Source organism: Lactobacillus fornicalis, assembly GCF_055362665.1.
On the sequence record NZ_JBLTIM010000051.1, the window covers coordinates 1 to 18,395 of the forward strand.

The 18,395-nt window shown below is 31.9% G+C and carries 19 protein-coding genes; 1 reads left to right on the top strand and 18 read right to left on the bottom strand.

Features of this window, described 5'->3' with window-relative positions; translation table 11 throughout:
- The 12 genes from ACNDLV_RS07560 to ACNDLV_RS07615 form a co-directional block, all read right to left on the bottom strand.
- On the bottom strand, positions 1-418 hold a 418-nt coding region (locus tag ACNDLV_RS07560; protein ID WP_498883055.1), incomplete at its 3' end, for a hypothetical protein.
- Entirely contained in the window at positions 396-1,541 is a 1,146-nt protein-coding gene (dgoD, locus tag ACNDLV_RS07565; RefSeq protein ID WP_006587270.1) for a galactonate dehydratase, read from the bottom strand. The genes ACNDLV_RS07560 and dgoD, both read right to left, overlap by 23 nt.
- Positions 1,542-1,556: 15 nt before the next feature.
- On the bottom strand, positions 1,557-2,936 hold the full coding sequence (locus tag ACNDLV_RS07570; protein WP_006587269.1) for a PTS galactitol transporter subunit IIC: 1,380 nt from the start codon (positions 2,934-2,936) through the stop codon (positions 1,557-1,559).
- 15 nt (positions 2,937-2,951) lie between these two features.
- Positions 2,952-3,233, bottom strand: coding sequence for a PTS sugar transporter subunit IIB (locus ACNDLV_RS07575; protein ID WP_006587268.1), 282 nt, complete (start codon positions 3,231-3,233; stop codon positions 2,952-2,954).
- An 11-nt stretch (positions 3,234-3,244) separates the two neighbouring features.
- Positions 3,245-3,709, bottom strand: a complete 465-nt coding sequence (locus ACNDLV_RS07580; RefSeq protein WP_006587267.1) for a PTS sugar transporter subunit IIA — start codon at positions 3,707-3,709, stop codon at positions 3,245-3,247.
- Positions 3,710-3,721: 12 nt separating this feature from the next.
- A complete protein-coding gene (locus tag ACNDLV_RS07585) occupies positions 3,722-4,333 on the bottom strand; it encodes a bifunctional 4-hydroxy-2-oxoglutarate aldolase/2-dehydro-3-deoxy-phosphogluconate aldolase (protein WP_006587266.1) in 612 nt (203 codons plus the stop codon).
- Positions 4,330-6,165 (bottom strand): BglG family transcription antiterminator, encoded by a 1,836-nt coding sequence (locus ACNDLV_RS07590; protein WP_034530236.1) that lies wholly within the window; start codon positions 6,163-6,165, stop codon positions 4,330-4,332. The genes ACNDLV_RS07585 and ACNDLV_RS07590 overlap by 4 nt, the downstream gene beginning before the upstream one ends.
- An 11-nt stretch (positions 6,166-6,176) precedes the next feature.
- Entirely contained in the window at positions 6,177-6,374 is a 198-nt protein-coding gene (locus ACNDLV_RS07595; RefSeq protein WP_034530231.1) for a hypothetical protein, read from the bottom strand.
- 236 nt (positions 6,375-6,610) lie between these two features.
- Positions 6,611-7,099 (bottom strand): PTS sugar transporter subunit IIB, encoded by a 489-nt coding sequence (locus ACNDLV_RS07600; protein WP_022091136.1) that lies wholly within the window; start codon positions 7,097-7,099, stop codon positions 6,611-6,613.
- A complete protein-coding gene (locus tag ACNDLV_RS07605) occupies positions 7,071-7,502 on the bottom strand; it encodes a PTS sugar transporter subunit IIA (RefSeq protein WP_006587263.1) in 432 nt (143 codons plus the stop codon). The genes ACNDLV_RS07600 and ACNDLV_RS07605 overlap by 29 nt, the downstream gene beginning before the upstream one ends.
- Positions 7,503-7,522: 20 nt before the next feature.
- Positions 7,523-9,196, bottom strand: coding sequence for a PTS system mannose/fructose/sorbose family transporter subunit IID (locus tag ACNDLV_RS07610; RefSeq protein WP_006587262.1), 1,674 nt, complete (start codon positions 9,194-9,196; stop codon positions 7,523-7,525).
- 21 nt (positions 9,197-9,217) lie between these two features.
- A complete protein-coding gene (locus ACNDLV_RS07615) occupies positions 9,218-9,943 on the bottom strand; it encodes a transaldolase (protein WP_006587261.1) in 726 nt (241 codons plus the stop codon).
- A gap of 173 nt (positions 9,944-10,116) precedes the next feature.
- On the opposite strand from ACNDLV_RS07615, the gene ACNDLV_RS07620 reads away from it, so the two are divergent.
- Positions 10,117-11,121 carry a LacI family DNA-binding transcriptional regulator gene (locus ACNDLV_RS07620; protein WP_006587260.1) on the top strand — a complete coding sequence of 335 codons (1,005 nt, stop codon included), beginning with the start codon at positions 10,117-10,119 and terminating at the stop codon, positions 11,119-11,121.
- 395 nt (positions 11,122-11,516) lie between these two features.
- Here the strand turns inward: ACNDLV_RS07620 and ACNDLV_RS07625 are convergent, their stop codons facing one another.
- From ACNDLV_RS07625 to ACNDLV_RS07650, 6 genes are all read right to left on the bottom strand, one after another.
- The gene (locus tag ACNDLV_RS07625) at positions 11,517-12,971 is read right to left on the bottom strand and encodes a DASS family sodium-coupled anion symporter (RefSeq protein ID WP_006587259.1); all 1,455 of its coding nucleotides are present in this window, start codon (positions 12,969-12,971) and stop codon (positions 11,517-11,519) included.
- A gap of 451 nt (positions 12,972-13,422) precedes the next feature.
- Entirely contained in the window at positions 13,423-13,602 is a 180-nt protein-coding gene (locus ACNDLV_RS07630) for a CsbD family protein (protein ID WP_006586671.1), read from the bottom strand.
- 101 nt (positions 13,603-13,703) lie between these two features.
- Entirely contained in the window at positions 13,704-14,582 is an 879-nt protein-coding gene (locus tag ACNDLV_RS07635) for a LysR substrate-binding domain-containing protein (RefSeq protein ID WP_006587258.1), read from the bottom strand.
- Between the two features lie 415 nt (positions 14,583-14,997).
- On the bottom strand, positions 14,998-15,435 hold the full coding sequence (locus tag ACNDLV_RS07640) for a bacterial Ig-like domain-containing protein (protein ID WP_048588245.1): 438 nt from the start codon (positions 15,433-15,435) through the stop codon (positions 14,998-15,000).
- A 398-nt stretch (positions 15,436-15,833) separates the two neighbouring features.
- Positions 15,834-16,691, bottom strand: a complete 858-nt coding sequence (locus ACNDLV_RS07645) for a hypothetical protein (protein ID WP_225306011.1) — start codon at positions 16,689-16,691, stop codon at positions 15,834-15,836.
- A 131-nt stretch (positions 16,692-16,822) separates the two neighbouring features.
- A complete protein-coding gene (locus ACNDLV_RS07650; protein ID WP_022091135.1) occupies positions 16,823-17,998 on the bottom strand; it encodes a pyridoxal phosphate-dependent aminotransferase in 1,176 nt (391 codons plus the stop codon).
- Positions 17,999-18,395 lie beyond the last annotated feature (397 nt).

Sequence of the window (18,395 nt, forward strand, 5' to 3'; positions counted from 1 at the left end):
AAACTATTTTACGGTCTCTAATCATACTAATAGAAGCATTCGTTCTTAAATAAAATATGATCTTTGTACATTTTTTGCTAGATATATTTTCAATTGCTAATTCTTTAAATTTTGTAAAACTTCCATCAAAAACCCCTACCTTTATTATCGCTTTATCGCTAAGTCCTTCGGGCATAATACTAAAAAAGACTAATAAAACAATTATAGTGATAGTTTCAATTTTTTGTAACCATACATCCGGCCACAATTTCCAGATTATAATAATTACAATCATCAAAACTACATAAATATGAAAGAAATTTATTTTTTCTCTCAATTTTATTTTCAGACTATTAAGTGTATAGCTAAATATAAGTATAAAAGCAAATATTAATATAGCTATATATTCATTAAAATTACCATTCAGCAATTGTTCCATCATAGTTTTCCCATGCTGGATTTGTCCATACTAATCCCTGTTGAGCAACATCCTTAATCTTATCTTCGTCCATTTCAATTCCAAGTCCTGGGCCTTTAGGAATATCAACAAAACTATCTTTATATTGGAAAATTTTCTTATTCTTAACAAAGTCTAGCAAATCAAAGCCTTGATTATAATGGATTCCCAAACTTTGTTCCTGAATGAACATATTTGGAGTACATGCATCTACCTGGAATGTAGCCGCTAAAGCAACAGGACCATATGGTGCATGTGGAGCTATAGCCATATCATAAGCTTCCGCCATTGCAGCAATTTTTCTTTCTTCTAACAAACCACCACATAAAGAAATATCAGGTTGAATAATATCTACAGCGCCTTGTTTAAAGATGTTTTTAAAACCCCAACGAGTATAAACACGTTCTCCGGTTGCAATAGGTACAGAAACTTCATTGGCAATCTGTTCATAATATTCTTCATTTTCAGGTAAAACTGGTTCTTCAATAAACATTGGGCGATATGGTTCTAAAGCCTTAGCTAAAACTTTAGCCATTGGTTTATGAACTCTTCCGTGGAAATCAATCCCAATTGACATCTTATCACCAAATTTTTCACGAATTGAAGCAACTCGCTCCACTGCTGCATCAACTTTATCTAAAGTATCAATGTAGTGCATTTCTGATGTTGCATTCATTTTAACAGCTCTAAAACCTTTATCCCAACGTTGTTGCGCCATTTCTACAACATCTGAAGGTCTGTCTCCACCAATCCATGAATATACTTTGATTCTGTCTCTAGCAGCACCACCTAATAACTCATAGACAGGTACATTTAATGCTTTACCTTTAATATCCCACAAAGCCATTTCAATTCCTGAAATGATGGTCCCGTTAATTGGGCCACCTCTAAAGAATGATCTATGAAGTCTTTGCCATATCCTTTCGATATCAAAAGGATTTTTGCCTAAAATTCTATTTCCCATCTCTTTCGCACCGGCTACTACAGTTTCAGTCTTTGTTCCTGAAACCATTTCACCCCAACCTGAAATACCTTCATCAGTATCTATTTTTATAAAAATCCAACGTGGCTTTACTTTATAAACAGTAATATTTGAAATCTTCATTACTTTTCTTCCTTACTAATTTTTATTTTCATCTATACTTACATTAATTTTCTTAATTTTGTCGTAGTAATACCATATACCAGCAATAATTAATAACAAAATTGGTACACAAATTTCTGGATGATAAGTAAATGCAAAGTATACAATAAAGCTTTGAATCATTGATGTTGCAGCAAACGATGAAATCAGCATACTTCCCCCGGTAGTTAATTTAATACCAACTGATTTTGCAATTGCAGTTAAAACTGGAGCAGTAGCTGAACCACACCACAATAATGATGCAGTTACAACCAAACCAATAACAATATTCTTAAGTAAATTACCATTAGTTAATACAACAACCAAAGCAACTCTAAATGGTACAACAGCAAGATCAGCAAAGGGTAAGACTCGATTACCAAGTAAAAAAATTGCCATTGCTATAGTTAACGGAATAATAATCAAAGCGGTTGTAATTACATCAGGATTACCAACAACAACTGCAGCATCTAATCCAATAAATAACTTTCTACCTTTAAATTTATTTTGTGACCATTTCTGAGCTGCAGAAGATATAGGCATTAATCCTTCCATGAACATTGCAGTCATCTTAGGAATTAATACTAAAACTGCAGACATGCTTACACCAAGTTGTAATACTTTTTGCAAATCATACCCAGCTAATCCACCAATAGCTAATCCGATAATTAATCCCATAATCATTGAATCACCAAAAAATCCAAGATATTTTTGTGCGTCTTTAATAGTAAATTTAGAGTTTTTAAAAAATGGGATTTTATCTAAAAGCCAATTCATTGGTACAGCAATTACCAATGAAGATAGAGCTGAAATAGTTGGTAAAGAAACTCCTGGCATACCAAAAAATTTTTCAACAATTGGCTGAGACCAATCTGATAACTTAAATGTAAAAATAGCGGTAACAGCAGTTGCTCCAACTCCTAAAAAGACGTTATGAGTTACAAAATATACCATTATACCTACAATTGCCATATGGTGATAATTCCAAATGTCAACATCTAAAGTATGCGTAAGCTTCAATACTAATAAAACAATATTAATTAATAGAATCACAAAAATTAATATAGCAATAATTGGTGAAGCCCAGGTCACAGCAGCAATTGATCCCCATCCTACATCTAATGCATTTAAATGTACATGTGTTCGTTCTACCATAGCTTTCGCTGCTGGACCAACATTTGTTGTCATAAAATCTAAGACTAACTTAATTCCTGCAAATCCAATACCTAGAGTTAATCCGCTCTTAAAAGCTTGGGTGATTTTAAGTCCAAAAATCAAACCAACAATGGTTATGATTACTGGTAACATAACCGTTGCTCCACAATTTATAAAAAATTGGAAGCCATTCATAAAGCCTTGTCCAATTTGACTCCACATAATTTATTCCTCCTGTTAAGAGAGTATTTCTTTAATTCTTTCCAGTGTTTTTTCTTCATCAATTCCAGTAAGTAAAGGCATCCCCGGAACATATGGAACACCATGTGCATCTCCCCCAAATTGACCAGTTGTGACCAATAAATCATAATTTGATACTTTCCCAGGGACTTCCATTAATTTGGTTTGAGTTGTTTCTGCATCAATTCCATTTTCTGTTAAATAATTTCTTATCTTTGTAGCAACTACAGTTGAAGTAGCAATACCGTTACCACAAGCTACTAAAATACGTTTAGCCATAACTTTTCCTCCTATGCTAATGCTTGTACAATCAAATTTTTTAACTCTTGATTACTTTTACTCAAGAGCATTCTTTCACGTAATTCTTGATTCTGAACAATTCCAACAATTTTTTGCAACATTTCAATCTGACCATGTGGCTCTGATATTGCCAGCATAATTACAATCTGAACTTCTAATTTTTCATTAATAGATCCCATGTTATAGAAAATCACAGGTGTTTTTAGTGTTGCTACCTCTATAGTTGTTTTATTTACCAAATCTGAGTTAGCATGTGGAATAGCAACAATAGGCTGAGATGAAGGTAATCCTGTAGGAAATTCTTTTTCTCTTTTAAGCAAAGCCTGTTCATAATCAGATGTTACATACCCTTTTTCTTGGAGTCTCTTTGCCATTTTCGAAATGACTTCTTCTTTAAAATTGGCTTCAAGATTTCGATTAATTACGATATCCTCAATTTTTAATTTTTCTCCCACTATTACCACCTCTCAAATTGAATCAACTAGATTTCTAATATCTTCTCTAATTTTTTTATAATTTTGTTGTTTAATATTTTTTGGATCAAAAGCTTTAGAACCTATACCCACGTACGAAGCACCATGCGTTAAATATTCATGACAATTTGAAGCAGAAATTCCACCTACTGCCATTAAAGACAGCTTATCTAATGGTTCTTGTATTGCACTAAAATAACTAGGGCCAACAATGGATGCAGGGAAGATTTTAATAATATCAACACCCAATTTCTTCATCTTTAATGCTTCATCAGGGGTGAAAACACCTGGAACCGTTAACACACCTCTTGCCTTAGCATATTCAACCATTTCCTTTGTAAATGGACATGCACTTAAAATAAATTGAGCACCTGCATCAATAGCTTCTATTTCTTGTTCAAAAGATAGTACCGTCCCTGCTCCTATAACTTGTTGCTTTCCAAACTCTTTATTAAGTTTTCTAATAATCTCTGGAGCATTGCTTGTATTCATCGTAACCTCAAATGCAATTTCTTTAGAAAAATCTTTTGCAGCTTCTACAATGCATCGTGCTTCTTCTAAGCCATAACCTCTCATAATAATTGTAATTTTAGGAAATCCCTTCACTTTTTGTCATCTCCACTTTCTACATAACTAGCCAAGATTGAATAAACATCTTCAGTACTATCAGCTTTCAAGAATTTCTTTATTACCTTTTCATTTGTAGCAATTTTAGCTAATTGATTTATAGCTTTATAATGCTTCTTTCCTTCTAAAACTGCTATCGGAACTACTAAGTGTATAACCCTACCTCCAGGAAATAATATTCCCTTGCGAGAGACTAAAAAACCAATTCCATCACTATATACTCCGTTTTCAGGCTTTGAATGAGGTATAGCCATACTTTTACCTAAAAAGCTATAATTTGTTGGTGTATCAGTATCTTTCTTCAAAATATCAACATATCCCTGAGTTATCTTATGTTTATTCATTAATGGCTTGGTTGATAAATCAATTGCTTCACTCCAACTTATGAATTCATTTTTTAAAATAATTGCATCTTTATCAATGTAATACATTAAGTTAGGTAAGCTTTTATTTACTCCTATTTCATCGGTATCAACTAGTGCCAAACGTATTTTTTCTCGTAGCTTTGTTATTTCTGAAGAAGAAATATAATTTTTCAGGACATCAATCACATCATCTACTTTAGAATCTAATTTGGAGATTCCTAAATCATTTAGCACTCTATATCTCAACTCAACTTTTCTTTGATTACTCATATTAGGGGTAATTATATATTGTTTCTTTGTTGTACTTAATGGGATTGTAGAGAATACAACATCAAAATCTAAATTTGTTTCTGTAAATTCTCTTGCAGATAACGCCAATATAATTTTCAATTCAGGAAATAACTTTTTTAATTCTTTCATCAAAATTTGTGACAAAATTATTCCATTGGAACAAACGACTACAGCATGATAGCGAGGTAAATCTGTTGAAGTAGAAATATTATCAATTAGATTTGTTCCAAAATAAACAGCTAATAATTTTATTTCTGCTTCTGGAAATGGGGTCCCTAACCATTCTTCAACAGGCTTTATCTGCTGATGAATAATATCAGCTAATATTTTTGTATTTTCATCAATATTCATATTAACAATAGCAATTGTTGATAAATCATATTTGACTCTGAAACAAGCTGGGCGCAAGTGATTTACCAATCTATGTTCAAATTGCATTTGATTAGGAATATCAACTAATGTTTGTGATTTGAATGATTCAACCATTTGATGTACAAAAGTTACTATCTTTCTATCATTCTCATTCAATTGAATTTTTTGTTTCAAATACACATTGGCACTAAGAAATTCAATTGTAATCCACTTTAACCAACCAATTTGAATATTCTTGCCATGAGTTTGTAAATAGTTCTTTATATATTTATATTCGTATGTTTGCTCCACAAACGAATCAGCTTCTACACCTATAAAGTTCTTACCACAATTTCTTAAAAGAATAATTGCAATTAAAATTACTAATGAATCAAAATATGAATCTGAAAACTTGGCTTTAAATTCTTTTTCAAATTGAATAATGAATATTTTAACGAATTTTATCAATTTGTTATTACTAATTGCCATTTCAAAATCATCTCTTGATACTAATTCCATATTTTCAAATATGAGATGATTTGCTATCTTCATTTGTTGGTCTGATGATCCATTTAATGAATATCCTTTTGTTCGATCATAAGTAATTTCAATATTGTATTTCTTTACGAAGCTTTTAGCTTTTGAAATATCTGTTAAAATCGTAGTACGACTGTAATGTAAAAATTCAGTTAAATCTATTAAAGAAACATATCCCGGATTTGCTAGCAAATATGCAACAAGTAAATAAAGTCTTTCATTATTATCAAATGAAGAAATACCTTTTCTATTTTTATCATTACTCAATAATACTTTTTTTATTTCAGCAGAAAATTCAAATCCGCCATTTTTCTTTTGATCGGTGTAACCCCTAACTCATACAAATGAAAATTAAGTATTTTAATAGCATAGTTGACTTGCTTTCTTGTTAAATTTAATTCTTGCATCATCTCCATCGTCTTAATATCTGGTTTAGTTAACAAAAGGGAAACTATTAATCGGATTCTTTCATTCATATCAACATCCCCTTTCAATTTTCAGTATACTATCTGGATTCTTATATCTGTATACGTTTTCATTTCAAAAGATGCTCTAACTTTTGCCGATGTTGTCCATTTTTTGAACCCAGAAATAACACTGATATTTAATCTTTTTGATTAAACCTTCTTGTAATGTATAGCTATTAAAAAATTAGAAAAAAAGAGCCAAGCAATAAGCCTGCTTGACTCTCCCAATTTTTCTATAACTATATTTAACTATTCTGCTTTCTATCAATTAATGGCTTAATTGGTAACTTATCATTCTGAGGCACTATTTGAACAAACACATTTACACCTTGTTTAACAAGGTCTAAAAATACTTGATCTTCATCCTCATTAGTTGAAATATACTGATAAAGAGTTTTTCTATCTTGCCGAGCTCCCATACCACCTAAATCAACTTCAGGAATATCAATACCATTGTCTATCATATATTTTATTGTCTGTGGTACCTTTACCAATAATATAGTCGGACCTGGAAGTGGTTCTGAAAAAAATTTAACCGCATCCTGCTTATTAAATACACCAATTCCAATATTATCTGGAACTGCAGATTCAAAAACATTAATCATAAAATCATCTTTTGATACGTCATCATCAACTATTACGACATTTTCTGCTTGTGTACTTTTTAGCCACTTTGTCATAACTTGACCATGAATTAATCTATCATCAATTCTTGCTAAGACTAAGTCTTTCATGTCTCCGACTTCCTTTCTCTATAACTTTTTTATCAATTAAATTAATACCAATATTCAATTTATTATTGAGGATAGTTGGTAAATCTATATCTTCTGATGAAGCAATTGTCAAAAGTAATGGTAAATTCATTCCGGTAATAATTTTTAATTTTGGATAATCTTTTACCAAATAAAGAATAGTATTATATGGAGTTCCACCTTTTAAGTCACACATAACTATTAATCCTTTTTCTGGATTGTAAAGATCTTCTACTCTTTTTGCTAATATATTTCTAAAATCTGATGGATTTTGTCCTGGTTTAAATTCTTCAGATGTAACATTTTCCATATTTCCAGAAATCATTTCCAAACTTTTCTTAATACCATTGCAAAATGGCCCATGACTTATTAATAAGATATCCATTTAAAAAATCCTCTTATTCATTACTTAATTCCAAAAATACCAAGATATGAGAACAAAATACCTACTATAAAGATTCCAACAATAATCCATGTTGCATTAACTTTCTTTTTCAATAGATACCAAACAAGACAGGTAATTGCTAAAGGCAAGATACCCGGTGCTAACTTATTGAGTATTGATTGCAACTTAATAGTACTTTGACCTACACGCCAAATTAGTGGTGATTGAATTGTAACGCGGGTTGCTGCCATTGTCCCTACTACCATTAATCCCACAATACTAAAGGCATTAGTTACTTTATCTAAAATTCCACTCTTTAAAATTGAAAGAACTGACTTTTTACCTTTCTTATAACCATACATAAACATCCAGTAACCAATAGAATAAATTAACATTTCAAATATTACAGTAAAGAATATTGGTCCTAAGAAATTATGCTCTAATGCCATGCTACAACCAATACTTGCAAGAATTGGAAAAATAATTCCTTGTTGTACTGTATCACCTATACCTGCTGCGGGGCCCATTAACCCAGTACGAACGCCATTTATATCATCTGCGGTAACAGCCGCACCATTAGCACGAGCTTCTTCCATTGAAAGTGCAATCCCATGAATTACTGGACCTATCATATGAGGTTCTGTGTTAAAGAATACCATATACTTTTTTAATTCTTGAGCTTGCTTTTGTCTATCATTAGGATACAACTTTTTAATAGAATGAATCATCATATTTGTTAAGCCCAAGGCTTGTAATCTTTCATAGTTATATGTAGCTTCGTCAGATTGTTCCCATAACCATGTCTTAATTAAATCACTTTTTGTAAGCTTAACTTTATAATCTGCAGCACTAATTTCAGTAGTACCGTTATCTCCTAATGAGTTAGACTCAGATTGAATATTTTCACCTGTCCTATTATTCAGAGTCAATCTACGAACGGTCTTCTTCTGTACTTTTTCGACTTTCTTTTGCTTAGTAGCTTCAAAAATCAAATATGCAATTAAAGCAGAGAAAATCGCAACAGCCATAATCTCTAGTTTAAGATATGCAGTTAAGAAGAAGCCAATAAAGAAATATGGTACTAATGAGCGTTTACCCAAATAATTAAGCAACATTGCAATACCAAGTGCAGGCATAATTCCCCCAACCACTTCTAGTGCAATAGTTAAATTTTGAGGTATAATTTTAACCATTCCTGTTGCCCAATTCTTACCTAATAGAACTAATAAGAAAGCAGGTATACCATATACAATTGCGGAAATAATAAATGAGGGAACATAGTTCAAAAATCTAATTTGTTCGATCTTTCCATTTTCAAGCGCTTTATCTGCTTTATGAACCCAGAAAGAATTAATAGTTTGGTAAATTTGTACCATTAATAATCCTAGCAATGAAAATGGAATAGCAAACGTTACAGCAAGCTTAGGATTGGCTCCTGATAAAATTGTTAATGCCGTACCATAAATACCAGCAACCATAGTATTACTTGGCATAACACCACCAGTATTAATCCATCCTAAATATACAAGTTGAATATTTGCACCAGCTAACATACCTAACATTGGATTACCCATTGCAATACCGACTAATAGTCCTGTAGTTAAAGGATATGTCATGCATCTAGTTGCCGGAGCAAAAAACCACCATTGCGAAATTATCGCTAATATTGCGACTAATATTGCTGAAACCAACATTTTTATTCACGCTTTCTAACATTAAAGAATTGAGAATCCTAATGCTTTGACATCTTCATTGAAGCCTTTGACGGTCTCTAAAGATCTTTCTTCTGGAGTTTTACCAATAAGTCCTAGTTTATTAATAACAGGAGCCGTACAAGTTATAATATCTACACCTAATTTATCAGCCTCGAAAATATTAAATACTTCACGACAACTAGCCCAAAGTAATTTGGTTTTTCTAGAATTCTGCGAATCAGCAATAAGTTCAACACATTGTCTCATAACTGGAATAGGATCAATACCAATATCAGCTAATCTACCTGCAAAAACAGAAATGATATTTTCCACATTTGGATTTAAAACTCTTAAAACGCTTTCAACCTGTTTCAAAGTCATAATTGCGGTTACATTAACTTTAATACCTTTTTCGTTTAATTTCTTAATTAAATTAATTGAAGATTCACCTTTTGTATTGGTAATTGGTATTTTCACAAAAACTTTTGATCCTAAATTTGAAATCTTTTCAGCTTCTTTTTCCATTGTTTTGAAGTCATCACTAAATACTTCAAATGAAATTGGTGCATCCTTTACTTTACTTAACGCTTCTTGGGCAAACTTCATATAATCTGTTACACCAGCTTTTTTCATTAATGATGGATTAGTAGTAAAACCCTTAACTACTCCCGTTTTTTGTGCTTTTACCATGTCGTCAATAACAGCACCATCAGCAAAAATTTCAACATTTAAATCTTTAATATTCATAACTATATAACCTTTCTATTTAAAATAGCTTTTTGAGCAAACGTTACCGCAAACTTTAAAAATAAAAAGCAAATTTTGATTAAGATTTGCGAAAACGTTTTCCTTGAATACGCTTTCATTGTATAATTTAATTAAATAAAAAGCAAGTAATCTTTTTTAAAAGAGGGATCAATTTGAAAAACAACTTATCTATTCGTGATATAGCAAAGTTAAGTGGAGTTTCTGTTTCTACCGTTTCTCGTGTACTTAATAATAACGGAAGGTATTCAGAAGCCACAAAAGAAAAAGTTCTTAAAATTGCAAAGGAAAATGGATATCGTCCTAATTCGTTAGCACGGAATTTAAGAAAACAAGCGTCTACTTTTATTGGAATAATTGTTCCAGATATATCAAATGAATTTTTTGCTAAAATTGTAAAAGATTGTGAACAACTATTATTTTCAATAGGTTATCTTGCGATAGTTTGCAATACTGAAAGAAATCCAGAATTAGAAAAACGCTACATTGAAAAACTAAGCAATCACATGGTAGCGGGATTTATTATCATTTCTACTAATGCTACTACAATTAGAAATTTAAACTTAACATTGCCAATCGTTTATATTGACAGAACCCCGAATTTAGGTGAAAATAGCATTTCTGTTTCTTCAGATAATTATTTGGGTGGTAAAATTGCTACTAAGTATTTAATAAGAAGTAATGCCGATCCGTACATGTTTATTACAAAAACAATTAAGCAATCTACTACAGAAGATAGAATTTCTGGTTTTAAAGATGTTCTTATAAAAGAAAATATTGAAGGTAACCGTATTTTTTCTTTGAACACAACTTCTGATTGTGTTTTTTCTGATTTACGGGAAATCAGAAAATATCTTGATACTTTAATTGAAAAAAGAAAAAAGATTGGTATTTTTGCGATTAATGATAAAGTTGCTGCCGCTATTTTAAAAGTTGCCATTTCTAAAAAAATTAAAATTCCTGAAGAATTATCAATTATTGGCTTCGATGATATTTCAATTTCAAAAACTGCTGCAATGCCTATAACTACTATTAGCCAAAATACTTCTTCAATTTCTTCTCAAGCAGTAAATGCACTTTTTGAGTGCTTGAATAAAAATATCCAAATATCAAGAAAAATCGTAATTCCAATTGAACTAATTAAAAGAGCAACAGCATAAAAAGTTATATCATGAATCAATTATTTGCTATTAATATATAACTTGAACTTTTTTGCAAATAACGTAAGACTTATAAGGAAACCATGAAACAGACTTTTTACAATTAAATCAGAAAACACCTATTTTTTAGCTTAAATGACTAAATTTAAAGTAAACATCAAAGCATTCATTAGATTTTAAAGATAATTCAACAACCAATCCCACATAATTAATAAAAATATCACTTGCTTTACAAAAATTGTACATTCGATTCTACATCAGATGTAATTCACAAAACTTCCTTAAAGGGAATACTTTTTATAAACGATTCCCACAAAAAGTATTGAAAAACAAAAAAAGCCAATACATCCCGTTCCAATAAACGAAACATATCAGCAATTTAAAACATTCCACTCTTACCACATACCAATCAACTTCATCCAAAGTAAGCCAATTATGCCATAAACTAAAATATAGAGTAGTCCGAAGATGAAGCTTAGGTTCCACCACTCTTTTTGAGTTACATAACCAGAAGCAGATAATACCGATGAAGCAGGACTTGAATAGTGTGTTGTTGAACCCATTATTGCAGAAAACATTGCTAAGAATTGTGCTGCTAGCACTTTAGGAGCTCCTGCTGAAACGGCAACTATCAGAAGTGGCAAGTACATGGCCGTATTATGAGCAGTTGCACTTGCAAACAAGTAGTGCGTGTAAAATAAAATCAAAGCTAAAATCACTAATACTAAAAGCCAATTCATGCCTTTAACGCTTACTTCAATCTCTTTTGATAACCAGGCAATAAAGCCGAATTGGGTCAATTTCCCTGCCATAAAGACTAAAATTGATAACCAAATTAAAAGATTCCAAGCCCCAGTTTCTTTAAGGACATCTTTAGGACTCAATATTCCAAATAAAAGTAGCAAAGTTAGTGAAATAAAGGCTACTACCGTTGCATCAAGCTTAATCGAACTTGATAGCATCCATAAAATCAAAGTAACAGCAAAAATAAGGGCCATCACTTTTTCTGGAGCAGTCATCTTCCCCATCTCCTGTAAGTGTTCATTAGCCCACTCTTTAGCATTTGGAGTTTCTTTTACTTGTGGAGGGAAAAGCTTATAAACTAAATATGGAACAATTAATAAACAAATCACAGCTGGAACAACACTAGCTGCAAGCCAGCCCATCCAGTTTAAATTAATTCCAGCCTTACTTGCTAAGGAAACTGCAATCAAATTAGGAGCGCAGGCCGTCATAAACATTGAAGAAGTTATTACATTAGTTTGAAACTCAGTAAAAACCAAATAAGCACCCATTTTTTTACGTGAATCATCATTAGGGTGTGAATCAAAAGTATTAGCTAAAGAGTTAATTAATGGATACACAATTCCACCTGCCCGTGCTCCATTAGATGGAGTTGCAGGTGATGTAATTAAATCAATCGCTCCAATTGCATAACCTAAGCCCAATGACTTTTTGCCAAACCATTTAATAAAATACAAAGCTATTCGCCTGCCCAGACCTGTTTTAATAATTCCACGTGAGATCATAAAGGCCATGACAATCAGCCAAGCTGAAGAATTGGAAAAAGCACTTAAAGCTCCTTTTTGAATCACTTTACCATCTTTCATTACATCAGCAATTGGCGCTAGTCCCAAGCAAACAGTCATCGTAAAACCAATCAAAGTTACACCCGCAATTGCCATTGGTTGAGTAATGCAAGCTACAATTGTTGCAATAAAAATTGCCAACATATGCCAAGCATCAATACTAATGCCAGTAGGTCGAACTGGTGCAATAAACCAGATTAGCAAACCAATTACAACTGGCAAAATAAACTGCTTCCATTTGACTTTTTCAAATGTTTCCATACATAAATCCTCCACTTATACTAATAAAAATATATCTTTAATTTTACAGAAAAAGTTCTAAAATGAAAACGCTCTTAATAAAAATACTAGCAAATAACACAAAAAAGCCCCTAACTCAAATAGATAGGAGCCAATTTTTTGCCACGTAGGGGTATTATAATGCAACGTGGACTTTGGGAAATACAATAAGGTTATATTTCAGTCTGAGAGTCTCTAAAATATTAACCTTAACAATACTCTATCATCACTTCGCTAATTTATTAATAAGATATATTTATACATCTTTGTCTTTTGCTTATATTATTCTATCTTTTAGATAAAAATAAAAGACTTTCTTTTAAAGAAAGTCTTTAGTTAATAAGTGGATTTTTATTAAGAAAAGATAACCCAATAAAATCCGCTATATTGATGTTATTGAGTCAATATTTTTAAACAGAGCACTAGCTAAACTTTAATCATCAAGTTTTTCCTTGATTTCTTTAGCCTTATCCTTTACATCTTCTTTTACATCGTTAATTTTTTCTTTGGCTTTACCAAGTAACCCTTCAGCTTTCCCTTGAGCTTCTCTAGCTTTATCACCAGTTAACTTACCTTCAACTTCCTTGGCCTTACCTGTTAACTTATCTGACATATGTCCACCTCCTAAACCTATTTATAAGTACTTATAGTGCTATCATACATCCCCAAGCTAAGATTAATCTTTTAAGTTAATTATTCAACTATAATTGTTTCTTATAGATGCTTTACTAAAGTTGCAATTTGTTGATAGCGTTCTTTGTAACTACTTCCCTTTGCAAAAACTAAATTAATCGAATGCTCGACGTTAAATTCTGGAATTGCAGTAATTTCTAACAACTCATTCCGTTTCAATTCATCACAAATTAACTGTCGATACAAAAATGAAACTCCTTCGCCTTGCTTTAACATCTCAATAACTGTGACTGGATTATCAACTTCAATCACATTTTTGAAATCTGATAAGGCAAAGTTATGTGCCGCCAAGAGCTTTTCAAAAATATCACGAGTACCGCATCCCTCCATCCCAATAAATAAAGGCTGCTTTAAAATATCTGACCATTGTTCAACAGGATAGGTGCGTGGATTAGTTACTAAAGTCATCGGATAATCACTAAGTTTAAAAAAATCAAACTCCGATTTATCAAAATTGCCTTCAATTAATGCAAAATCCAATTCTCCTAACTTTATTTTTTCCAATAGCTGTTTCGTATTTGCAATATCCACCTTAGGTGTTTTCTCGTCATTAATTGTTTTGGCAAGAAGATTGGGTAATAAAAAGCTACTTAATGATAAAGAAGCCCCAATCGACAATCTTTTTTTGTCATCTTTCTGAATTTCAGCTAAAACACGAGAACTATCAGAATTAATTCGCTGAACATATGCAACAAGTTCTCTTGCCTTTGCTGTTAATTCAATGCTTTTTCCTGAACGATAAAATAATCTAAAACCTAAATCTTTCTCTAAACTATGAATTTGCTGTGAAACTGCCGGCTGAGAAATAAATAATTCCTTAGCCGTTAAAGTAAAAGACTTAGTTCTTACTAAGACAACGAGCGCTTTTAAGCGATAATCAAACAATGATGTCAAAACCACACTGGTTTTCTCCCTTCTTTACATCAATTATCTTAAAAACTCTGCTCTTGAAATATTTATTTTCTTATTGTATCCCCTAATTATTTATTTATAATTATATCGAATTTTGTATTATATACATACTAATATGCTTGTGCATTTTTTCATAAGTAAAAAAAAAATTGGCATATATACATTGTTTTTATAAAGAAGTCACCTTTTAGCATTTATGATAATAGTGTAATCAATTTAGAAAGTATTTTTATTCATTTATGGTTTATATCCCTTCAGGTATAAAATTTTCCTACTCGAATGAACCCTAATACACATATTCAAGTTTCTTACAATAAATTGATTACACTCCAACCCGTATCACTCCCACGATACGGCCCTAAATATAAAGAGGATAGCTCCCTCCGAGCTATCCTCTATTTTTTTACTTTTTATTTTTCTTAGTGAGAAGAATTGAACAAATTATTGCAATTGTACCAGTTACTATTGCTAATGCCGTTGTAGTACCTGTTTCCGGCAATCGCTTAGTAGATTTAGATTTTTGTGACACTGATTGAGAAGAAGTTTTATCTGTTATATAACTAGATGAACTGCTTTCTGACGATGAGTTTACACTTTCTGAGCTGCTACTTGACGACGAACTTGAATCTTCTGCTTTCGTTTTTTTATCAAGTACAGTAACTTTTGCAGTTTTAGTTACTATATCATTATCATTGATTTTATAGCTATACTTTACAGAATATACACCTGCCTTATTCGTGTTAACATTATCTTTAACCGCATATTCCGCTTCTGTCAAAACATGCTTTGATGTTAAAGCCATTGTAGCTGGATCATAAGTAACGACTTCTGCTTTTAGCAAATTATCTTTATTAGTCCAATTTTCACCAACATGAATAGTAATATCCTTGGTATCAAAAATTTGTTGAACTTGAACATAAAAAGGATTTTCTTCAGGCGTAACATCACTACCACTATAATCAATAATCCAATTACTATCACTTGCAACAGAATATTTGTATTGTTTCCAAATTTCATGTCCATTAGGCTTAATATTTACACTATAACCTGCGTTTTTTATTGCTTCAAAAATTGGTCTAATCTTTATAGCATAAATGCCATCAGTATATAAAGCTACACTTGCTGGATAACTGGAACCAAAATTATAATAAATGAAATCTTCAGCTGTAATTGGAGCTAGTAAGCTTTGAATATTGGCAGGAACAGAGCTGTAAACTCTAGTTCCATCAGCAGAAATGTCTAAAGTTTTAGCTCGATTTTTTTTAGATTTGCTTGTGAAATTATCTTTTCTAATTTGGTCACTTCTTTACCAACTCTAGCAGTTAAATGACCATCATAAGTTGTCTGAATTTCCCCATTTGTATAGTAATAAAATGATTGACCAACAGAAAATTGACGAAGATTAATATTAGAAATAATACTATTTTCAGCATTATTATTTGCTAAAGCTGACAATTGATCTTGCATCTGATTATAGTTAGCTACAGTGAGCGGAATTTTACCTGAAAAATTCTGCTTTGGAGCTAAATATGCATCAATTTTTATTCCAATTATTTGATCCCAGGTAAAGCCAGGATTTTCTCTTGCTAATCTATCTAAATTTCTATATTTGCCAGGTTTAATAGCATATTGCACTTTTTCATTTTTTAGCCCAAAACTTAAGCCGTTCTCTGACACTTGATTAGCATCTAAAACAACATCAACTTTATTAATATCTGAATTACTTCCCTTGTAAAACTTTGGTAAGACAATAGCTTGCACAAAATGCTGTTCTTGATCTGTAGTATTCTCGACATTAGCTAGTGCATAAAATTTCCCTTGTGATTTGTCTAAATCAAGGATTGATGAACTAGTTGATTGCAGCTCGGGATTTTGATTTGTCTGGATTGCTGTACCATGTTTTAAGCCTGCATGCTCTTCGGAATATACACCTACCCCTTTATTATTAACCAGGCTTGCTCCTTGTTTTTCTGTACTTGTTGCACTTTCATTACTTTCTGCTAAAGCTTGCTTAGGCATCGCTGTAACAACTCCCGCTGATAAAACTAAGCTAGTTAACACCATTGCAGTATTTCGTCTAAACAAGTTATTTTTCATAATCTACTTTTCTCCCCTATAAATGATATATACAAATAGGATATCCAAGAAAATAGTAGATAGTGATTTGATTTACTTATAATAAAAGATTTATTAATTATAAAAGCCAACCTCAAAGGTTGACTTTTTGCTTATTTGTTAACAAACTTATTCATGCGCTCAATTGCTTCTTTAATTCTATCTAAGTCAGCTGCATAACTAATTCGTAGATGTTCTGGATAACCAAAGGCTTCCCCTGGAACTGTAGCTACTCCTTCTTTTTCAAGTAAGGCTAATGCAAAATCATTTGCAGTTTTATAACCAGTTAATTTCAAAGCTTCACTAATATCTGGGAAAAAGTAAAAAGCTCCTTGTGGTTTTTCAATTAGCTTAAAACCTTCTACCCCATCTAGTAATGGAGCTAAATTATTTAAACGATTCTCATATTCTTGACGCATATTTTCTACGCAGGCTTGCTCACCGGTTAAAGCTGCAAGGGCTGCATACTGACTAACTGCTGATAAGTTGCTAGTTGAATGACTAAGAAGAGAATTAAGAGCTGTGATTAAATTACTATCACCAGCAACATAACCTACTCGCCAACCAGTCATTGCGTACGTTTTGCTTAAACCGTCTACTAAAACAACATTTTTTCTAATCTCTTCATCTAAATCAAAAAGTGAAGTAAATTGGGTTTGATTATAAATGAGTTTGCCATAAATATCATCAGCAATAATTGTTATTTGTCGCTCAGCAGCCCATTTTCCAATTGCAATCAATTCAGCTTTAGTATAAACCTGACCTGAAGGATTATTAGGTGAGTTAATAATCAACATCTTAGTAGAGTTGTGTGTATATTTTTGTAAATCAGCTGGAGTTACTTTTAAGCCTTTTTCTGGCTTAACAAAAATTGGCTTAGCTCCCGCTAACTTTACTTGTTCACCATATGAAACCCAGTATGGTAAAGGAATCAAAACTTCATCCCCTGGATTAAGTAAAACTTGGGCCAAGGCATACAATGCATACTTAGCTCCAGTAGTTACTGCAATATTTTGACTTGAAAACTTAGTCTTGTGTTCAGAATTAATTCTTTCAGCAATTTTTTGTTTAAGTTCTGGTAATCCACCTGCTGGCGTATATGAATCTGTCAGGTTCTCGCTAATTGCCTTAATAGCCGCTTGGCCGATAAAACTTGGAGTATTAAAATCAGGCTCACCAATTGAAAGATTAATTACATCTTTACCTTGCATTGCCAATTCTTTAGCACGACTTGATAAAGCCATCGTAGCTGATGGAGTAACTGTTTGAATTCTTTTTGATAATTTCATTTTTATTCCCACACTAATCTAATTAACTTTATTTGCTAAATTATATCATAGCTTTATTTCTGGGAGAAAAAATTAGGTTTTAATTGACTAATCATTTCTGCCATTTTAAAATTAAGATATCGAAAGTGAAAAAAAGAGGCACCACTTGCCATGATGCCTCTAGAGCTTAAGCGTCACTTCCGGCTGTTTTATTTATTTTTTATTGTGATAAAAACAACCATCAGCTTTGCCGAGCTAAGACGGTTGTTTTTTTGTTTCCTCTTTTGGTCATAAAAGATGTACCAATTCAAGGCAAACTGGCACGCTGCAATTAGTAGCGTTAGCCATTCTATCAAAAAAACATTTCCTCCTCTCAATAGATTTCGTTAATGCAACGATTTGAATCATTTGCATCACC